The organism is Pseudomonas sp. BIOMIG1BAC (assembly GCF_001705995.2).
Taxonomy (GTDB): Bacteria; Pseudomonadota; Gammaproteobacteria; order Pseudomonadales; family Pseudomonadaceae; genus Aquipseudomonas; species Aquipseudomonas sessilinigenes.
Window position 1 is genome coordinate 2,646,232 of sequence record NZ_CP049045.1, and the last position, 15,253, is coordinate 2,661,484.

Annotated in this window: 18 protein-coding genes; 16 read left to right on the forward strand and 2 right to left on the reverse strand. The window is 62.5% G+C overall.

Annotated elements, in window-relative coordinates; all coding sequences use genetic code 11:
• Positions 1–273: 273 nt before the first annotated feature.
• The 3 genes from ATY02_RS12645 (at position 274) to ATY02_RS36595 (ending at position 2,067) form a co-directional block, all read left to right on the forward strand.
• The gene (locus ATY02_RS12645) at positions 274–1,662 is read left to right on the forward strand and encodes a PepSY-associated TM helix domain-containing protein (protein ID WP_068580918.1); all 1,389 of its coding nucleotides are present in this window, start codon (positions 274–276) and stop codon (positions 1,660–1,662) included.
• Positions 1,663–1,726: 64 nt separating this feature from the next.
• The gene (locus ATY02_RS36355; protein WP_265582644.1) at positions 1,727–1,858 is read left to right on the forward strand and encodes a hypothetical protein; all 132 of its coding nucleotides are present in this window, start codon (positions 1,727–1,729) and stop codon (positions 1,856–1,858) included.
• A gap of 65 nt (positions 1,859–1,923) precedes the next feature.
• On the forward strand, positions 1,924–2,067 hold the full coding sequence (locus ATY02_RS36595) for a hypothetical protein (RefSeq protein ID WP_416220682.1): 144 nt from the start codon (positions 1,924–1,926) through the stop codon (positions 2,065–2,067).
• Between the two features lie 9 nt (positions 2,068–2,076).
• Here ATY02_RS36595 and ATY02_RS12655 read toward each other — a convergent pair whose 3' ends face one another.
• A complete protein-coding gene (locus tag ATY02_RS12655; RefSeq protein WP_228022274.1) occupies positions 2,077–2,457 on the reverse strand; it encodes a hypothetical protein in 381 nt (126 codons plus the stop codon).
• A gap of 219 nt (positions 2,458–2,676) precedes the next feature.
• Here ATY02_RS12655 and ATY02_RS36015 point away from each other — a divergent pair, with 219 nt between their 5' ends.
• The 6 genes from ATY02_RS36015 (at position 2,677) to ATY02_RS12680 (ending at position 7,457) form a co-directional block, all read left to right on the forward strand.
• Positions 2,677–3,051 carry a DUF4062 domain-containing protein gene (locus ATY02_RS36015; protein ID WP_228022275.1) on the forward strand — a complete coding sequence of 125 codons (375 nt, stop codon included), beginning with the start codon at positions 2,677–2,679 and terminating at the stop codon, positions 3,049–3,051.
• On the forward strand, positions 3,017–3,691 hold the full coding sequence (locus tag ATY02_RS36020; protein ID WP_228022276.1) for a DUF4062 domain-containing protein: 675 nt from the start codon (positions 3,017–3,019) through the stop codon (positions 3,689–3,691). The genes ATY02_RS36015 and ATY02_RS36020 overlap by 35 nt, the downstream gene beginning before the upstream one ends.
• 301 nt (positions 3,692–3,992) lie before the next feature.
• Complete coding sequence (locus tag ATY02_RS12665; RefSeq protein ID WP_228022277.1) at positions 3,993–4,454, forward strand: hypothetical protein; 462 nt, start codon at positions 3,993–3,995, stop codon at positions 4,452–4,454.
• A 768-nt stretch (positions 4,455–5,222) separates the two neighbouring features.
• The gene (locus tag ATY02_RS12670) at positions 5,223–5,672 is read left to right on the forward strand and encodes a hypothetical protein (RefSeq protein WP_068580911.1); all 450 of its coding nucleotides are present in this window, start codon (positions 5,223–5,225) and stop codon (positions 5,670–5,672) included.
• Between the two features lie 181 nt (positions 5,673–5,853).
• A complete protein-coding gene (gene hchA / locus ATY02_RS12675; protein WP_068580909.1) occupies positions 5,854–6,732 on the forward strand; it encodes a glyoxalase III HchA in 879 nt (292 codons plus the stop codon).
• The gene (locus tag ATY02_RS12680; protein WP_068580906.1) at positions 6,729–7,457 is read left to right on the forward strand and encodes a PA1136 family autoinducer-binding transcriptional regulator; all 729 of its coding nucleotides are present in this window, start codon (positions 6,729–6,731) and stop codon (positions 7,455–7,457) included. The genes hchA and ATY02_RS12680 overlap by 4 nt, the downstream gene beginning before the upstream one ends.
• 62 nt (positions 7,458–7,519) lie before the next feature.
• Here ATY02_RS12680 and ATY02_RS12685 read toward each other — a convergent pair whose 3' ends face one another.
• On the reverse strand, positions 7,520–8,506 hold the full coding sequence (locus ATY02_RS12685) for an NAD(P)H-quinone oxidoreductase (protein WP_068580959.1): 987 nt from the start codon (positions 8,504–8,506) through the stop codon (positions 7,520–7,522).
• A gap of 164 nt (positions 8,507–8,670) precedes the next feature.
• Here ATY02_RS12685 and ATY02_RS12690 point away from each other — a divergent pair, with 164 nt between their 5' ends.
• From ATY02_RS12690 to ATY02_RS12720, 7 genes are all read left to right on the forward strand, one after another.
• Positions 8,671–9,567 carry a LysR family transcriptional regulator gene (locus tag ATY02_RS12690; protein WP_124347914.1) on the forward strand — a complete coding sequence of 299 codons (897 nt, stop codon included), beginning with the start codon at positions 8,671–8,673 and terminating at the stop codon, positions 9,565–9,567.
• Positions 9,568–9,663: 96 nt separating this feature from the next.
• Entirely contained in the window at positions 9,664–10,719 is a 1,056-nt protein-coding gene (locus ATY02_RS12695; RefSeq protein ID WP_068580902.1) for a glycosyltransferase, read from the forward strand.
• A gap of 38 nt (positions 10,720–10,757) precedes the next feature.
• Positions 10,758–11,789: a hypothetical protein gene (locus tag ATY02_RS12700; RefSeq protein ID WP_068580899.1), complete on the forward strand. Its 1,032-nt coding sequence runs from the start codon at positions 10,758–10,760 to the stop codon at positions 11,787–11,789.
• The gene (locus ATY02_RS12705; protein ID WP_068580897.1) at positions 11,786–12,520 is read left to right on the forward strand and encodes a hypothetical protein; all 735 of its coding nucleotides are present in this window, start codon (positions 11,786–11,788) and stop codon (positions 12,518–12,520) included. Before ATY02_RS12700 ends, ATY02_RS12705 begins: the two co-directional genes overlap by 4 nt.
• Complete coding sequence (locus ATY02_RS12710) at positions 12,517–13,608, forward strand: hypothetical protein (protein WP_068580894.1); 1,092 nt, start codon at positions 12,517–12,519, stop codon at positions 13,606–13,608. Before ATY02_RS12705 ends, ATY02_RS12710 begins: the two co-directional genes overlap by 4 nt.
• Positions 13,609–13,658: 50 nt before the next feature.
• Positions 13,659–14,279 carry a phosphatase PAP2 family protein gene (locus ATY02_RS12715; RefSeq protein ID WP_068580891.1) on the forward strand — a complete coding sequence of 207 codons (621 nt, stop codon included), beginning with the start codon at positions 13,659–13,661 and terminating at the stop codon, positions 14,277–14,279.
• Positions 14,266–15,231, forward strand: coding sequence for a fatty acid desaturase family protein (locus ATY02_RS12720; protein ID WP_068580888.1), 966 nt, complete (start codon positions 14,266–14,268; stop codon positions 15,229–15,231). Before ATY02_RS12715 ends, ATY02_RS12720 begins: the two co-directional genes overlap by 14 nt.
• Positions 15,232–15,253 lie beyond the last annotated feature (22 nt).

A 15,253-nucleotide genomic window follows, 5' to 3' on the forward strand; every position in this document is an offset into this window, starting at 1 on the left:
TCGGGAGACTGTTCGTTTGCCGGAACACTGACGCTTGCAATGATTTTTTTCGTTGCACTGGGCTGGCTGATCCGGACCCGCAGCCCCCGTTTTGTGTTGCCTGGCCTCTGGCACGGGAAGTTATCAAGGCACACGCTCCCGGCACTCAATCCACAGGCCCCTTAACGCCTTTCGTGGAACTTTGAGTATCGCTCGCAAGAGCATCCAATACTGAATTTATAGTCTTCTGGGATGTGATCCCGGTCGGCCGCGTTTACACGTTGGTGAGTCCCTATGTCTGCATCATCTTCAAGCCCGGAGCCAAAGCCGTCCATGGCGTTTGCCGCCTTTCTGAAGCGGCTCCATTTTTACATCGGCGTATTCGTCGGTCCCTTCATGCTGGTCGCGACCTTGAGTGGTGTCGTCTATGCACTGACCCCTCAGATCGAAGATTCGCTCTACGCACATGCCCTGCACACAGACAGCCGTGGCTCCGCTATGAGCTTGCAGGCTCAGATTCAACGCGCACAGGCATCGGCGGGTCCAGGCCTAAGCGTGGCAGCGGTTCGCCCGGCCCCCCGGGAAGGGGATACCACTCGGGTTATGTTCAGCGATCCGGGCTTTGGCCCGTCAGAGCATCGGGCGCTGTTCGTGGATCCGGTGAGTGGCGAAATTCGCGGGGACATGAAGGTTTACGGTACTAGTGGTGTGCTACCGCTACGCACCTGGATCGATCAGTTTCATCGAGGTCTTTTGCTGGGGGATATCGGCAGGATCTACAGCGAGTTGGCGGCTTCATGGTTGTGGGTGGCTGCACTCGGTGGTCTGGTGCTGTGGGCAGTTCGCCGTCGTCGGCAGAGCCGTGGGCGCGGCAATGTGCGCCGCTGGCATTCCACTACCGGCATATGGCTGCTGCTGGGGCTGCTGTTCTTCTCGGCCACCGGTTTGACGTGGTCACAGTACGCCGGCGATAACATCGGCGTGTTGCGTGCCTACTATGGCTGGTCAACCCCAAGTGTGGCCACCTCCTTGGGCAAGTCGGCGGCGATGCCGATGCCCGTGGACGAGCACGCCGAGCATCATATGCACATGGCACCAATGGCACAGGCATCCATGCTGGACCCAGCTTTGTTCGACAGTATTCTGGCCAGCGCGCGTGGCGCGCATATCGATGCTGCCAAGGTTGAAATCAGGCCATCTACGAGTAGTGACAAGGCTTGGGTTGTCAGCGAGATAGATCGCAGTTGGCCGACGCAAGTGGATGCCGTGTCGATCGACCCGCAAACACTGGAAGTGGTCGATCACGTGAGGTTTTCAGAATACTCGTTGCCCGCCAAGCTCACCCGCTGGGGCATTGATGCTCACATGGGCGTGTTGTTTGGTCTGGCCAACCAATTGGTGCTGGTGGTCTTCGCCAGTGGCCTGGCGGCCATGGTTGTCATGGGTTATGTAATGTGGTGGCGACGTCGTCCAACGCTTTCCTTGGCGCGCAATCAGCAGGCAACGCTCTTGAACCTCTGGCGCTCATTGACTCCGGGCGCGCAATGGGCGTTGATCCTGGCTGCGTTGTCGATTGGCTTTGCGCTGCCCGTACTGGGCGTCAGTCTCCTGGGCTTTATCATCCTGGATTCGCTACTGGGCTATCGGAAAGCCGTGAGCCCCTGTGTCGAAGGTAAGGTGTAATCCTCAAGTGCGTGGATGATGCGTAACAGCCACCTGATCATCAGCATGGCTAAGTCTGTTCGCCATGCTGATGATCTTCGCCGGTCCTCTGAACAGTCAGGGGATCAGCCTTACCCGCGAAAAAAGCCAGCCGATGCGAATGGCTGGCATGAGCCAGATGCTTCATCATGCCTCTGCCACAATCCACATGATCTGATTGTCTGAGAACAATGTGGTTGTTGTTCGCTGCTGTTCCAGCACCCCGCACTTGCCGAATCCAACCTGCCCGCGTTGTGGCTACAGGTTCCATCCCCGCAGTATCGAGCTGCCCACTTCATTACCCAGCTAACCACTGCTCCTGTATTCCAGGTGCGCAAAGCAGAATTCCACCGGTTGGCTCGCCCAACCATGGCGGCGATCGCGTGATGCGCTCGTTTAGGCACCTTTAGGCCATCCTCCAGTTCCTGCTCGTTGGGCTCGAGGAAAACCTTGAATAATCGCTCGTCGCTCCGTTTGTGTACTGGCCAGAGTCTCCAGCAGTGATGAGTAATTGGGTTGTTGCCCTGTCTGACCTACGTACCAGGAAAGCCAGTCCTCTTGTTCGCCCGCGCCCGAGGCAATGCCTGCCCGCTTGACCAGCTCCATCGTGATTTCCCAGCCCGTGGGTATCCCCGCAGAACGAGAAACCCCAGATCCAAGTAGCACTGCATATACACCCTTGTTCTCATACATGGAGAATGCAAGCTGGGTCGTGGGATCGCTAGCAATGGTAGTCATGCCGTTGTCCTTGAGATCGCGGGAGGTATCCGAAGTCATGATGCGGAACGGTGTCCTTTGCCGAGATTAGTGTAATGGATGGCGGTTGATTGGCGCGGTCGTGGACGCCGGTCAAAAGCCCCTTTTTTCACAATAGCGGTTTCGTTCGCTGAGAGGGCAAGGGAAAGGAGATGGCTGCAGTGACACGACACGTCAGCCAGACGGTATGATCCCTATGCTTCTACGACAGGGGCGCGCAGCCATTTAATGGGGATTTCTATGAAGGTGTTCGTCAGCTCCGTTGTACGCGATTTTGAGCAATATCGTGCTGCAGCCAAAAAGGCAGTTTCACTGCTTGGCCATACTCCAGTGATGCGCGAGGACTTTGGCGCAAGACCTTATTCCTCCCAAGAGGCATGTATGACGGAGGTCGATCAGGCGGATATCGTGGTGCTCATCCTCGGGGCAGAATTCGGATATCAAACAAGCAGCGGGGAATCGGTGACCCAGCAGGAGTTCCGTCGAGCAAAAGCTGGCGGTAAGCCAATTCTGGCATTTCTGCAAGAGCTGCCAGTTGAGGGGAAGCAGCAAGATTTTCGCTGGGAAGTATCCGACTACGTTGATTGGCCTGTTCCGGGTGACCTTTACCAATGAGCAGGAGCTGACGGACGGCATTGTCCGTGCGCTCAGCCAGATGGCTGTCAGCCGTGAAGCCATTTCTGAGCAAGACTTCGTTCGTGAGCTTCAGCAGCGACCAAACGACAGTCGGTGGGGTATCCGGAGTGATGAAACGCGCCTGGAGCTCGCTTTCCTGCCGCAGCCTAAGCTGGCAGGTAGTCTGCGCGCGGTCCATATGCAGCACGAGGCGTTTTTCTTGAAGCTTTGCCAGGCAGGATTGGGTGAGCTCAAGGCAGGCTACGATGATTTTGACAACGCTGATCTGACGGGGCTGGATACCAAAGGTCTTGTGTGGAGACATCATGATAGTGGAATGAGTTGGTTGTCGATCTCCCTGACCAACCCATCATCGGCCGGCAATTCTTTCGCCTCGGACTACATTTCTCCATCTCATGTTAGGGCGGCGGCACTTGCAGCATTTGAGCTGCTAAGCGAGGGGAAAGGTGGATGGCTCCAACTCGGACTGTATGGCGTGGCCTATAAAGTGTTTGCTGAGCCTCCGGCGGGTTCGGTCACTAGCATGTCGATGCCACACCGTTCAGAGCAGGGCCTGGAGGCGCGCCAATTGATGATTCCCGCCTCTACGGCGCCTACAGCCGCTGGCTCGATGACGTGATGTTCCGCTTTGCGCGAAAGCTATCAACGTAGTCTTGTTCGATGTTTGCCTTGTGAGTTCGCGCTTTAATAGCTAACCCCTTGGGATCAAGGGCGCCACATAGGAGGACGTTTTTGGACGCGCAGACACACACACATTGAGATTGGTGCAGGGACTAGAAGACCTACTCGATCAGTTTCCTCTTTCAAACGTAATTCGAACGCACGCGGAGCTAACTGAACAAACACCGGTTGCTTGGTCTGAGCGACTCAGCGGGGTGGGGTATCCAGGGCGCAAGTTTTGGGATTATCCGGCGGAGCTGATGTACGACGAGGCTGGCGTGCTCGTTGGAGCCATGTTTGTACTCATTCAGGCGGCAATCGCAGAGACGGTCTCGATTGTAAAGCGGATCTACGAGCTAAACGGGCAGTCCATACGCAAGGACGCCGTGATGTCGCTAGAGGCGGAGATCAATCCGAAGTTAGGCCTTAGCTACGTTGCAATCGCCAACGGAGCTGCGAACTTTTATAAACACCGCTTCGAGTGGCCGGAAGACTGGGACGAGAGCGTGTCAACCCAACAGCAAGCTACAATCAATCTGGTCCGTGTCGTCGGAATGAGTCCAAAGCAAGATTTGGCAGATAACGTGCTTTCTGCTGTACGCGCCATGGCTAATACAAGTGACGGCAACATCAAAGACTTAGCGGGTCTGGTTGTGGAGAAATGGCGGGCGCGGCTTGCGCTACACCTCCGCTTTCAATTCGCGCTGACCCAGTATCCCTAATGGGAACTGAGCTGCTGCTATAGGCAAGCATCATCTACTGATAATCTTGCCCATTGATGCCATCAGTTTGATGAACGCTTGTCCGGCTGGCTACGAAAGAAGCTCAATCGCTTGGTTTGGAACCGCTCCAATTGCCTCTTGATACGCTGTGAAAACAAGTCCAGAATTAAGTCTTTTCCTGCTCCGGCAAGAAAATAAATCCCTTATATTTCAATGAGTCAGACGCCAGATACGAGTCTCGTTTCCCGCTCCAAATTCAAAAAAAGCCACTCAATCGAGTGGCTTTTTTTATGCCCGAAATACAGGCCCGCGCTGCCGCAGCGGGGCATTCCCAGGCCGCTCGCTCAGTGGGTCTGCCAGGCGAAAAATCATCCCTGTCGGCAAAGCGTCTACCTGCCATGGCTGCGGGATTTCCCGGCATGATGATGCATCCACTCATCCATACCCAGCACGCACCGGACTCCCGCAGGCCCAGGCATATGCCATTGGCGATGTTGATGGTCTTGGCGTGGCCATATCGCCAACCAAGCTAGTTCAAGTATCCAATAGAATGGTGTTCCGGCCTTGGCCCCTGAACAAGAGCCTCAAGTAAAGCAAAGGGGTGCAATCATTCAATGGTCTCGGTTTGAAGATGGCCTCATGAATGCACTTAGCGTTCACCTGGCTTGGTGCGCTCATCTCGTGATGTTCAATGGAGTGGTGTGGAAGTGAAGAATGGCGAGTGAAAGGACGTATTCAAAAGAATGGCTTCGCCTGTCAGGAGCAGAGATGGAGCTGTTTTCAGCATGCCATGAGTTTAGGCATTCTGCGGGCTTTATCAGTGAGTTGTCGTTGGCCCTCGCGGACCGTTTGGAGCAGGGAACCGCTCTCAGGTTTATCCGGGATGATGTGTTTGCGGATAATGAGCTTGATGATTTGCTTCCGGGAATTATTGATGCAGCGATAGAAGGTGATATAGGTAATGTGCCTCTCGCCAGAAGTGTGCTGCATAAGTTCAGGAAGAATGGTCTGCTCAAGGAAAAACTCGCGTCCAGTTTGAGCGGGTATCTCGAAGCCGAAGATTATTATGTGTACATGAGGGTCGCTGAGCTGTTGCTGGAGTTGGATTACTTCGATCTGAAAGCTGTTTTCGTGAGCAAATGCAAGGAAAGCGACAACGAGGATGTAGTCGAGGTGTATGACTTCTTTGCTGATGAGTTCAAGGCTGATGGCCTCTAGTTGAGGTGCTGGAGTCGTCTGGCCCGTGTTTCCGGCGCCGATGCTGTGACGGCGTAATCGAACAGCCTCCTGATAGCGACAACCTCTTCTGACGATGCTCGACTTGAGGGAAAACCCTCATTGCTGCCTGCGTGCTTTCCTACAATGATGGTGGAATTCGCCCTGCACAATGGAGCAAGCCATGAACCATACCCTCACCGACGACAAACGCCCGACGCCGGATCCGGCCGAGGACAATGCGTTTTTCCCCTCGCCGTATTCGCTAAGCCAATTCACTTCCGCCCACTCCGACCTCAGTGGTGCCGACTACCAGCGGCCCTATACCGGTGGACGCTGGAAGGTGCTGGTGATTGGTGCGGACGAGCGTTACCTGCTGACCGACAACGGCACGATGTTCTCCACCGGCAATCATCCGGTGGAAACCCTGCTGCCCATGTACCACCTGGACAAGGCCGGCTTCGGTTTTGATATCGCCACCTTGTCGGGCAACCCGGTCAAGTTCGAGTTCTGGGCCATGCCCTCGGAAGATGTCGAGGTCAAAGGCCTGTATGCCAAGTACCGCGACCAGTTCAAGCAACCCTTGAAGCTGGCCGAGGTCCTGGACAACGCCCTGGGCGCCGATTCCGACTACATTGGGGTGTTCATTCCCGGCGGCCATGGCGCGCTGATCGGCCTGCCCGAAAGTGCCGAGGTGAAAAAACTCCTGCAATGGGCCATGGCCAACGACAAGTTCGTCATTTCCTTGTGCCACGGCCCCGCGGCATTGCTGGCTGCCGGGCTGGGCGAGACCAGGGACTCCTGCCTGTTCAACGGTTACCGCATCTGCGCCTTCCCCGACGCCCTGGACGCCCAGACCCCGGCCATCGGTTACATGCCCGGCCACCTGACCTGGAAGTTCGGCGAGCAGCTATCTGCCCTGGGGATCGAGATCCTCAACCAGGACATCTCCGGGGCCGTGCACCAGGACCGCAAGCTGCTCACCGGCGACAGCCCGCTGGCGGGCAACTCCCTGGGCAAGCTGGCGGCCACCGCGTTGCTGCAAGCGGTAGCGGCCGGGTGACTGCGACCAGCGCTGAAGCGGCCCTGCACAGCGTCCTGGAATTGGAGCGCGCCACGGCGCTGCCTGCGATCCAGGCGCTGGTGCGGGGCCTGGCGGGCCCTTTCGGTTATGACCGTTTCGTACTGTTTTCCGCCTCATCGGCCAGGGACGAGGTGCTCGAGCGCATCTATTGGGTCGAGGGGGACTGGTTCGGCGACGGCCAGATGGTCGATGCCGCGACCTACGTGCGCCGCTGCCCGGTCACCCGGCATATCCTGGAGGCACGCGAGCCGTTCTTCTGGAGCAAGCGCGGGGACCGCTACCAGGTGGTCCGCCGCCCCCAGGGCGTCGGCCTGCATGGCCTGCAGGTGCCGGTGTTCGGTCCCTTGGGCCTGGAGGGCGCCATGAGCTTGGGCGGTGAGCGGATCGACAGCAGCCCCAGGGTTCGGCTGATGTTGGGCAGCGTCGCCAGTGCGGCGTTCTGTGCCGCACGGCGGTTGCTGGAGGTGGCCGTCAGCGACCCGTCCAGGCAGTTGTCGGATCGGGAGCGTGAAGTCCTGGCCTGGACCGCCGCCGGCAAGCGCCAGGCCGATATCGCCGTGACGCTGGGGTTGTCCGGGCGCACCGTGGAAAACCACCTGCGGGCGGCGCGTCGGCGCCTGGGCGCCAGTACCACCGCACAAGCCATCAAGGTGGCGGTGCGCAACGGCGAATTGGACGCCGTGCCTGGCCGCCAGGAGCCGTAGCCGGGTGGCCGGGCAGGGCACGGCCGAGGTCGTCATGGACAACCTCGGCCTGGGCTCCGGGGTTAGTGGGCGACGGTCAGCACCACCTTGCCGATGTGCTGGCCGGACTCCATCAGGGCGTGGGCCTGGTCGGCATCCGTCAAGGCGAAGGTCTTGAAGATCAATGGCTTGATCGCGCCGCTCTGGACGTGGGGCCAGACCTTGGATTCCAGCTCGGCGATGATCCCGGCCTTGTCCTCTGGGCTGCGCGAGCGCAGGGTCGAGCCCATGTGGGTCAAGCGCTTGACCAGCATCGGGAACAGGTCGACCTGGGTCGCCGGGCCCTTGACCACGCCGATCTGCACGATCCGCGCGTTCATCGCCGCGGCCTGGAAGTTACGCGCCACATAGTCCCCGGCAATGATGTCGACGATGACGTCGACCCCAAGCTGCTCGGTCCCGAGCATCACTTGCTCGACGAAGTCCTCGCGGTTGTAGTCGATGGCCACGTCGGCACCCAGGGCCAGGCTGGCCGCCTGTTGTTGTGCATTGGCGACCGTGGTGAAGATCTTCGACGCACCCAGGGCCTTGGCCAGCATGGTCGCCGTAGTGCCGATGCCGGAGGCGCCGCCATGCACCAGCAGCGATTCGCCGGTCTTGAACTGGCCGCGCTGGAACAGGTTGACCCACACGGTCATGAAGGTCTCGGGCAGCGCCGCGGCTTCGATCATCGACAGGCCGCCGGGCAGGTGCATGGTGGTGCGTTCGTCGGCGACCGTGTACTGGGCGTAGCCGCCGCCAGTGACCAGGGCGATCACCGGGTCGCCCACGCTGAAGCGCGTCACTTCGCTGCCCAGGGCCGCGACTTCCCCGGCGATTTCCAGGCCCGGGATGTCCGAGGCGCCGACTGGAGGATCGTAGAGGCCCTTGCGCTGCAGCAGGTCGGGGCCGTTGACGCCGGCGGCGTGGACCCGGATCAGGATCTCCCGTGGGCCAGGGGTAGGCACCGCCCGGCGGGCAGGTTTCAATACCTGGGGATCACCCGGCCGGGTGATCTCGATAACGGTCATCTGCGCCTCTGGCGCACTATGGAAATGGCTCATAAATGGGTCCTGGTAAGGTGGATGCCGGCCGTTCGGGCTGGGGTGGGCAAAGGTTACGCAAGCGGGCCGGTGCCGGCGTGCGGCGATTTTGCGAGGCTGTGTTGCAATGATTCTTCATGGGGAAATCTTGAATGAACTGGGATGATGCACGGGTCCTGCTGGCCCTCGGGCGCGAGCTGACCTTGCGCCGTGCGGCGCGGGTCCTGCACGTGGACCAGGCCACGGTGGGGCGGCGTATCGCGGCCATGGAGGCGGACCTGGGGTCGACCCTGTTCCTGCGCACTCCGGCCGGCTACCAGCTGACCAGCGTTGGCGAAATGGCGTTCGCGATGGCCGGGAAGATGGAGCAGATGGCCCTGGAACTGATCCGGCGTACCGGGGGGATGGATAACGAACTGGCCGGCGAAGTACGGATCTCCACCACCGACTCCCTGGCCTGTGATTTCGTGATGCCGGCACTCAAGGCGCTGCACCTTGCGCACCCGGATATCCGCATCGTGCTCAACAGCACCTCCGAGGTGGTCAACCTGTCACGACGCGAAACCGATATCGCCATCAGGAACCTGCGTCCGGACAATCCCGACCTGATCCTGCGCAAGCTGGCCGAGTGGCCGATGGGCCTGTTCGCGACTCACGAATACCTGGAGCGCCATGGCCAGCCCGAGCCAGGCACCGGCTTCAAGGGCCATGACCTGGTGATGTACGAGCCGTACTGGCGGGATCGTGCGCAGCCGACCTTGCTCGACGAGCCCATCGACCAGGCCCGGGTGGTGATGGCGGTGAACTCCAACATGTTGCTGCGGCGCTCCATCGCCCAGGGCCTGGGCATCAGCGAGATCCCCATCGAGATGGGCCGGCGTGACGGCCTGGAGCGGATCTGGCCCGGGCGCACGGCCGGCAAGCCATATGAAGTGTGGATGGTCACCCACCAGGACCTGCGGCATACCACGCGCATGCGCCTGGTGATGGAGCACCTGGCGCGGTCCTTCGCCAACACTGGCGGGCCGGCGAATCCGCCGTTTGAATAATCCCCGGAATAATGCTGTGATTGCGCCCCTGAAGCCCGGCAGCCCTGCCTTTTCCTGAGATACCGCGCCATGGATAGCCAACAATCGACGACCCGGATGTCGCAACAGCCCGCCTGTGATGCCGGGACCCTGGCAGCGATCGCCGGCGGGACCGCGCTGGTGCTGGAGACCAACAACCTGCGCGGCGGCAAGGACGCGGCGCAGGCCCTGGACAGCCTCAAGCACCTGGTCGCCCGCCTGGCTCGCCAGAGCCTCTGCCCGCAATCGCTCGGCCAATGGGTCATCACCCACGATGGCCTCGGGCAAGCGGCCCGGGAGGCGCTGTGCGCACTGGCCGGGCGAGTGCTGGAGTTCGTCGAGATCGATCCCCGCACCGGTTATTACGAGGCCAAGAATATCGGTTTCGAGGCGGTCGACCAGGCGCGCTGCCAGTACGTGGTGTTCGCCGATGCCGACTGCCTTCCCGCCAGCCACTGGCTGGAACAGTTGCTCTTGCCCTTCACCGAGGTGGATGCGCCCCTGGCCGTCGCCGGGCGCACCAGCTATGCCCCGAGCGTGGTCGGCAGCGCGTTGACCACCATCGACTTCATGTACTTCCCCAGCCCACTCGGTGCCCGGGCGACCCGCAATTTCTACGCGAACAACGTGGCCTTTCGTTGTGCCACCTTCGAGCAGTATCGCTACCAGCCGCTGGACGGCGTCTACCGTGCCCACTGCCAGGTCATGGGCCTGCGCCTGCAAGCGGCGGGAGTGGCGGTACGCTACGTTCCGGCGGCCCATACCGAGCACCGGTTGCCCGACAGCCGTGGCGAAGTGTTCAAGCTGCGCTGGTTGCGCGGTGGCGACAGTGTCGACCTGACCCCCTACCTGGTGCGTGCCTATATGCCGGGCTGGTTGCAGTGGCTTGGACGCAGCGGACCTATCGGCCCCTTGTGCGTGATGCTCGGGCGCCTGGGCTACAGCCTGCGCGCGCTCAACCACCAGGACCTGCCGGCCGTGCATGGCCGGCGGCGCCTGGGTGCGATCCTGGCGATACTCGGTATCTCGTCCCTCGATAGCGCCGGTGCGCTGGTCCGCGGGCTGGGGTTGAACATCGGCCGTGCCAGCGCGCGCCAGGGGCAAGCCCTGTCCTATCACCGCCAGCTGGATTGATCCGCGCCGCCCCCTTGGCGCCCCTACAGGAAGTTCCCATGAGCATGAAACCCCTGGCCGCATTCGGCTCCTCCCTGGCGTGCCTGGCATGGTTGGCGTGCGCCGTCCCGGCCAGCGCCGCGTCCAGCGAAATCAGTGGCCGCAGCGTGCTGCACTTCGTCTCCGGCAGTGGCTGTGCGACGGTGCAGGGCGGCGCCGCGCAGGACTGCAACCGCCTGGCCCTGGACGTGGCGGACGCACGGGCCAGCGTTGACCCGCAGGCGCGCACCATAGTGTTCAGCGTCGAGGCCCGGCATGCCGGCAAGGGCGTGATCGGCGACGTGCTGCTGCATGGCAGCGGCATCGCCAGTGACGGCCAGCGCGTGCCCTTGAGCTTGCAGGTACTGGTGCGGCGCTCGGGCAAGACCTGGAAGGCCGACACCTATGTACATGCGCCGGTGCGTGGCACCTTCCGGGATATCGCCCTGGACCCTTACCAGATCAGCGTCCACCAGGGGCGTGACGAGTACGTGCTGCTCAATCCCGAGCTGGCGCGCAAGGTCCTGGCGCAGCCATCGATTGCCGCCCGGGTCGCCAGCTATTTGGTGGTGGTGCGTCCCAGCGACGGGGAAAATCCGACGGCCGATGACATCACCATCGGCCTGGGGGTCGGGCGGGTCTCGAAGTCGCTGATGCGTGCCCGCTTCAGCTCGAGGCAACCAGGCAGCCTGCCGCTGGACCAGGTGCTGGAGCAGGGCACCTGGAATCTCGACCTGCAAGCCTTGAGCGGCCAGATTCCGCTGTGGGTGGTCCAGCGCCAGCTGTTCGTCTTCGGCCTGGAGGACAGCCCCTTGCTCGAGGACGTGCGCCAGCGTGGCTTGCGCAAGCACGACCGCCTGGAGCTGGGCGCGGTCAATGGCAAGGGCTACCTGCGTTACAACGGCCAGGAGCAAAGTTTCCCCGGGGCCACTGCCAGCGGTACGGCCTTCATGCGTGACAGCTTCATCGGCTTGATCCTGGCCTGGCATCGCAGCGCCCAGGCGGCCACCACTGCGCCCCAAGGCGTGGACACCGCGCAGTCCATGCCATGAGTGTCGGCGAAGCGCTTGCAAGCCAAGCGGACTTCAGTTGCCTGGACATGCCCCGGCCCCGTGGGCTGGGAGCCGTGCAGGCGCGCCTGGTGGACCGCATCAAGCGCGTCGCCCTGCAGCGCCTGCATCGCAGCGTGCGTGGGGAGCGCCTGCTGTTGCGCATCTACCTGGCTGGGGAGGATGCCACCGAACGTGCGCTGCTGGATGAGTTGCTGCCGCAGTCGCCACCCTGGCTCGAGCGCCAGGTCGAGCGGCACCTGGCTGACGAACAACGGCACGTGACGCTGTTCGCCGCAGCCCTGGGCGAACGTGGCGGTGAAGGTACGGCACGCCTGGAACCGGATTGGCTCAGCCGGCGCAAGATCCTGCGCTGGCAGCGCCTGGCCCGCCGCTATGCGGGGCATTTCGAGCATGGCCTGCTGGTGCCGGCCTATGCCACCGGCCTGTGTGCCGAACAGATGGCGCAACGGGTGCTGAGCCGCCACTGCGCGGTCATCGGCGCCGAGCATGGGCTGTATCCGTTGCTGTCGCAGGTCCTGGCCGATGAAAAGGCCCATGTGCGCTTGTGCCAGGGCACCTTGCAACGCATTGTCGCCCCCCATGAAACCGTGCATCTGGCGCGCCTGCTCAAGGATATCCGCCGGGTCGATGCGAGCTTTGGCGTGACCGGAGCCCTGGCGATGTACCTGGCCGGCTGGGTACTGGGCGGTGGACGCGGCGCCATTCGATGACTCCACGCATTCTCTATCTCGCCACCGCCGATGCCCGTGGCCACCTGATGCGCGCGCAGTTGTTGGTGCATGCCCTGCGCGCGACCGGCGCCCAGGTCGAGGTGCTGACCACGTCTGAGCAGGGCCAGCGCTTCCTGTGCAGTTTCGGGGTCCAGGCCGAGGTCCTTTCGCGGCACTATGCGGTGCAGTTCGACAGCCAGCAGAACATGCTGCGCCGGGCCACCAATCGCAATGTCGCCCAGTACCTGTTCCGTCCCGGGCGGATGCTGCGCGATATCCTCCAGCTGCGGCGCCGTTTGCGCGGCGTGGAGCTGGTGGTCAACGACTCCTTCCACCCGGCGTTGCTGTACATGGGCATGTTGCCGGGCTGGCGGCGCAAGGTGGTGCATGTGTACGGCGCGAGTCTGAAGGTGGCGTTGCTGAACAACTTCGACGGCATGTGGCCACGGCAGTTCGGGCGGTTGTTCGCCTGGATCGTCGGACGCCAGATCGATGCCGCGCGGGGGCGCATCGAGCACGATTTTGCCTATGAGGTCGACGATACCGTGGCCCGAGCGCTGTATCGCCTGCCGAGCCCGGTGGCCCTGGCCGAGGCGTTGCCGGAGGAGCTCACGGTGGGCGCGGCGGTGTACCTCAACCCGCACTTTCGCGAACCCGGGCTGGCCGATGCCCTGGAGGCCGGCCTGGGCGATGCCGGCCTGGATCGACACCTGGTGGGCGAAGGGTATGCCGGGCGCGACGGCTGGCTTGGAGTCGACCCGCACTGGGCCAGCCGCGCGGCCCGGGCGCAACTGCTGGTATCGGCACCGGGCATGGCGGCGCTGTCCATCGCCCGGGTCTACCAGCGGCCGATCATCCTGGTGGTAAGCGACCAGCCGGAGCAGGCCAGCAATGCCGCCCGGGCCAGCCAGTTGCAGTTGCTGCACCGGGTAGTGACCTGGCGCGGCGACATTGCCGACTTTCGGCGCCAGGTGAGCGCGGCGGCGCAGCAATTGAGCGCGGTCGCCCCAGCGCCTGACGTGGTGTCGGGCAACCAGCGGGCCCAGGCACGGATCGATGCCTGGACCAACCACCTGCTTGGCTTGTGAGGCGCCGCCTTGAATCGCCATGCCCCCATGCCCGCGGCGAGTCGACAGCCATGACCGGCTCCTGGTCGCGTCTCGGGTCCGCCAATCCTCGGCAGGCCCTGGCGGCGGCGTTCGGCTTGCTGCTGGGGCTGGGCGCGTTCACCGGCCTGCAGCGCCTGGTCACGCCGCGCTATCACTGGGTCACGCCGCTGGATGAGCTGATTCCTTTCGTGGCCCAGTCCTGGTTCCTTTACGTGCTGTTCTTTCCCTTTGTCCTGTTGGCGGCGGCCTACGCCAGCCAACAGGGCTTCAAGGCCTTGCGCAACGCTACCGGCATCGCCTTCGTCGTGGGCCTGTTGTGCTTCTGGCTGTTTCCCGAGCAGGTGCCCCGGCCGGATCTCGGCGTGCTCGGCAGCGGCTTCCTGCAGCAGCGACTGAGCCGGATGTGGCAACTGGACCTGGCCTGCAATGGTTTTCCCAGCCTGCATGTCACCGTGACGTGCCTGGCCTGCCGAGCACTGTGGGGCCGGTGTGGCAAATGGCTGGTCGCCGGCAGCGGCCTGTTGATCTGCCTGTCGACCCTGACCCTCAAGCAGCACACCCTGGTCGACGTCGCTGGCGGCCTGCTACTGGCCCTGGCCTGCGCCTTGGCCACTCACCGACAAGGGAGCATTCGCCGTGTCCCAGCTTGAATCGCGTGCCGGGGCCAACCTGGCATTGCGCGCCTTTACCCCCGCTGCCGAGTGGTTCGTCCTCAAGCCCTGGATCGGCCTGCTGGCGTTGCTGGCCGACTGGGGCCTGATCGGTGTGGCATTCGCCTGCGCCGCCTATTGGCCGCACCCCCTGACGTACCTGCTGGCGGCGCTGGTCATCGCCCGCAGCCAGCTGGCGCTGGCGGTGATCATGCACGAGAGCGCCCATGGCGTGCTGTTGCGTCGTCAGCCGGCCAATGACCTGGTCGGCCAATGGCTGGCCGCCGGTCCGTTGTTCCTTTCCCTGCGCACCTATCGGGCCGGGCACCTCAAGCACCATCGCCAGCCCATGCTGCACGATGACCCGGTGGTGGCGGTGTTCGGCATCGGGGACTATCCGCTGCCTCGGCGGCGCCTGGCCTTGCGCCTGGCGGCGGATCTGTGTGGGGTGGGGTACTTCATCAGCGCCTTCAGGTTGGCTCGCGGCGACTACCGCCACTGCCTGCCCAAGGTCGATAAGTCGGCGTGCCAAGTGTTCGGGGAAGTCCTGTCGATGCTGGTGGGCAATGGCTTGCTGCTGGGACTGCTGGCCTGGTCCGGGCACCCATGGCTCTACCTGGGGTTGTGGTTGCTGCCGGCCATTACCTTGTTGCCGCTGATGGGGCGCGTGCGGGCGATCCTCGAGCATGCGGGCTTGCCCGCCAACGCCGACCAGAGCCAGAACGCCCGCAGCATCGTGGCGCCCAACTGGCAGACCTTCGTCTTCGGCCCCCACGGGATCCACTACCACATCGAACACCATCTCTACGTGCGCATACCCTTCTATCACCTGCGCAGCGCCCATCGCCAGCTGGCGGTCCGAGGGCTGCTGCCGGTGGAGAACCTTTACCGGGGCTATATCGCGGTGTTGCGGGATGTCAGCCGCCCGGCGCAGGACGCTGCGGGCGGCTGAGGCAGGTGCACTGGCCGCAGGA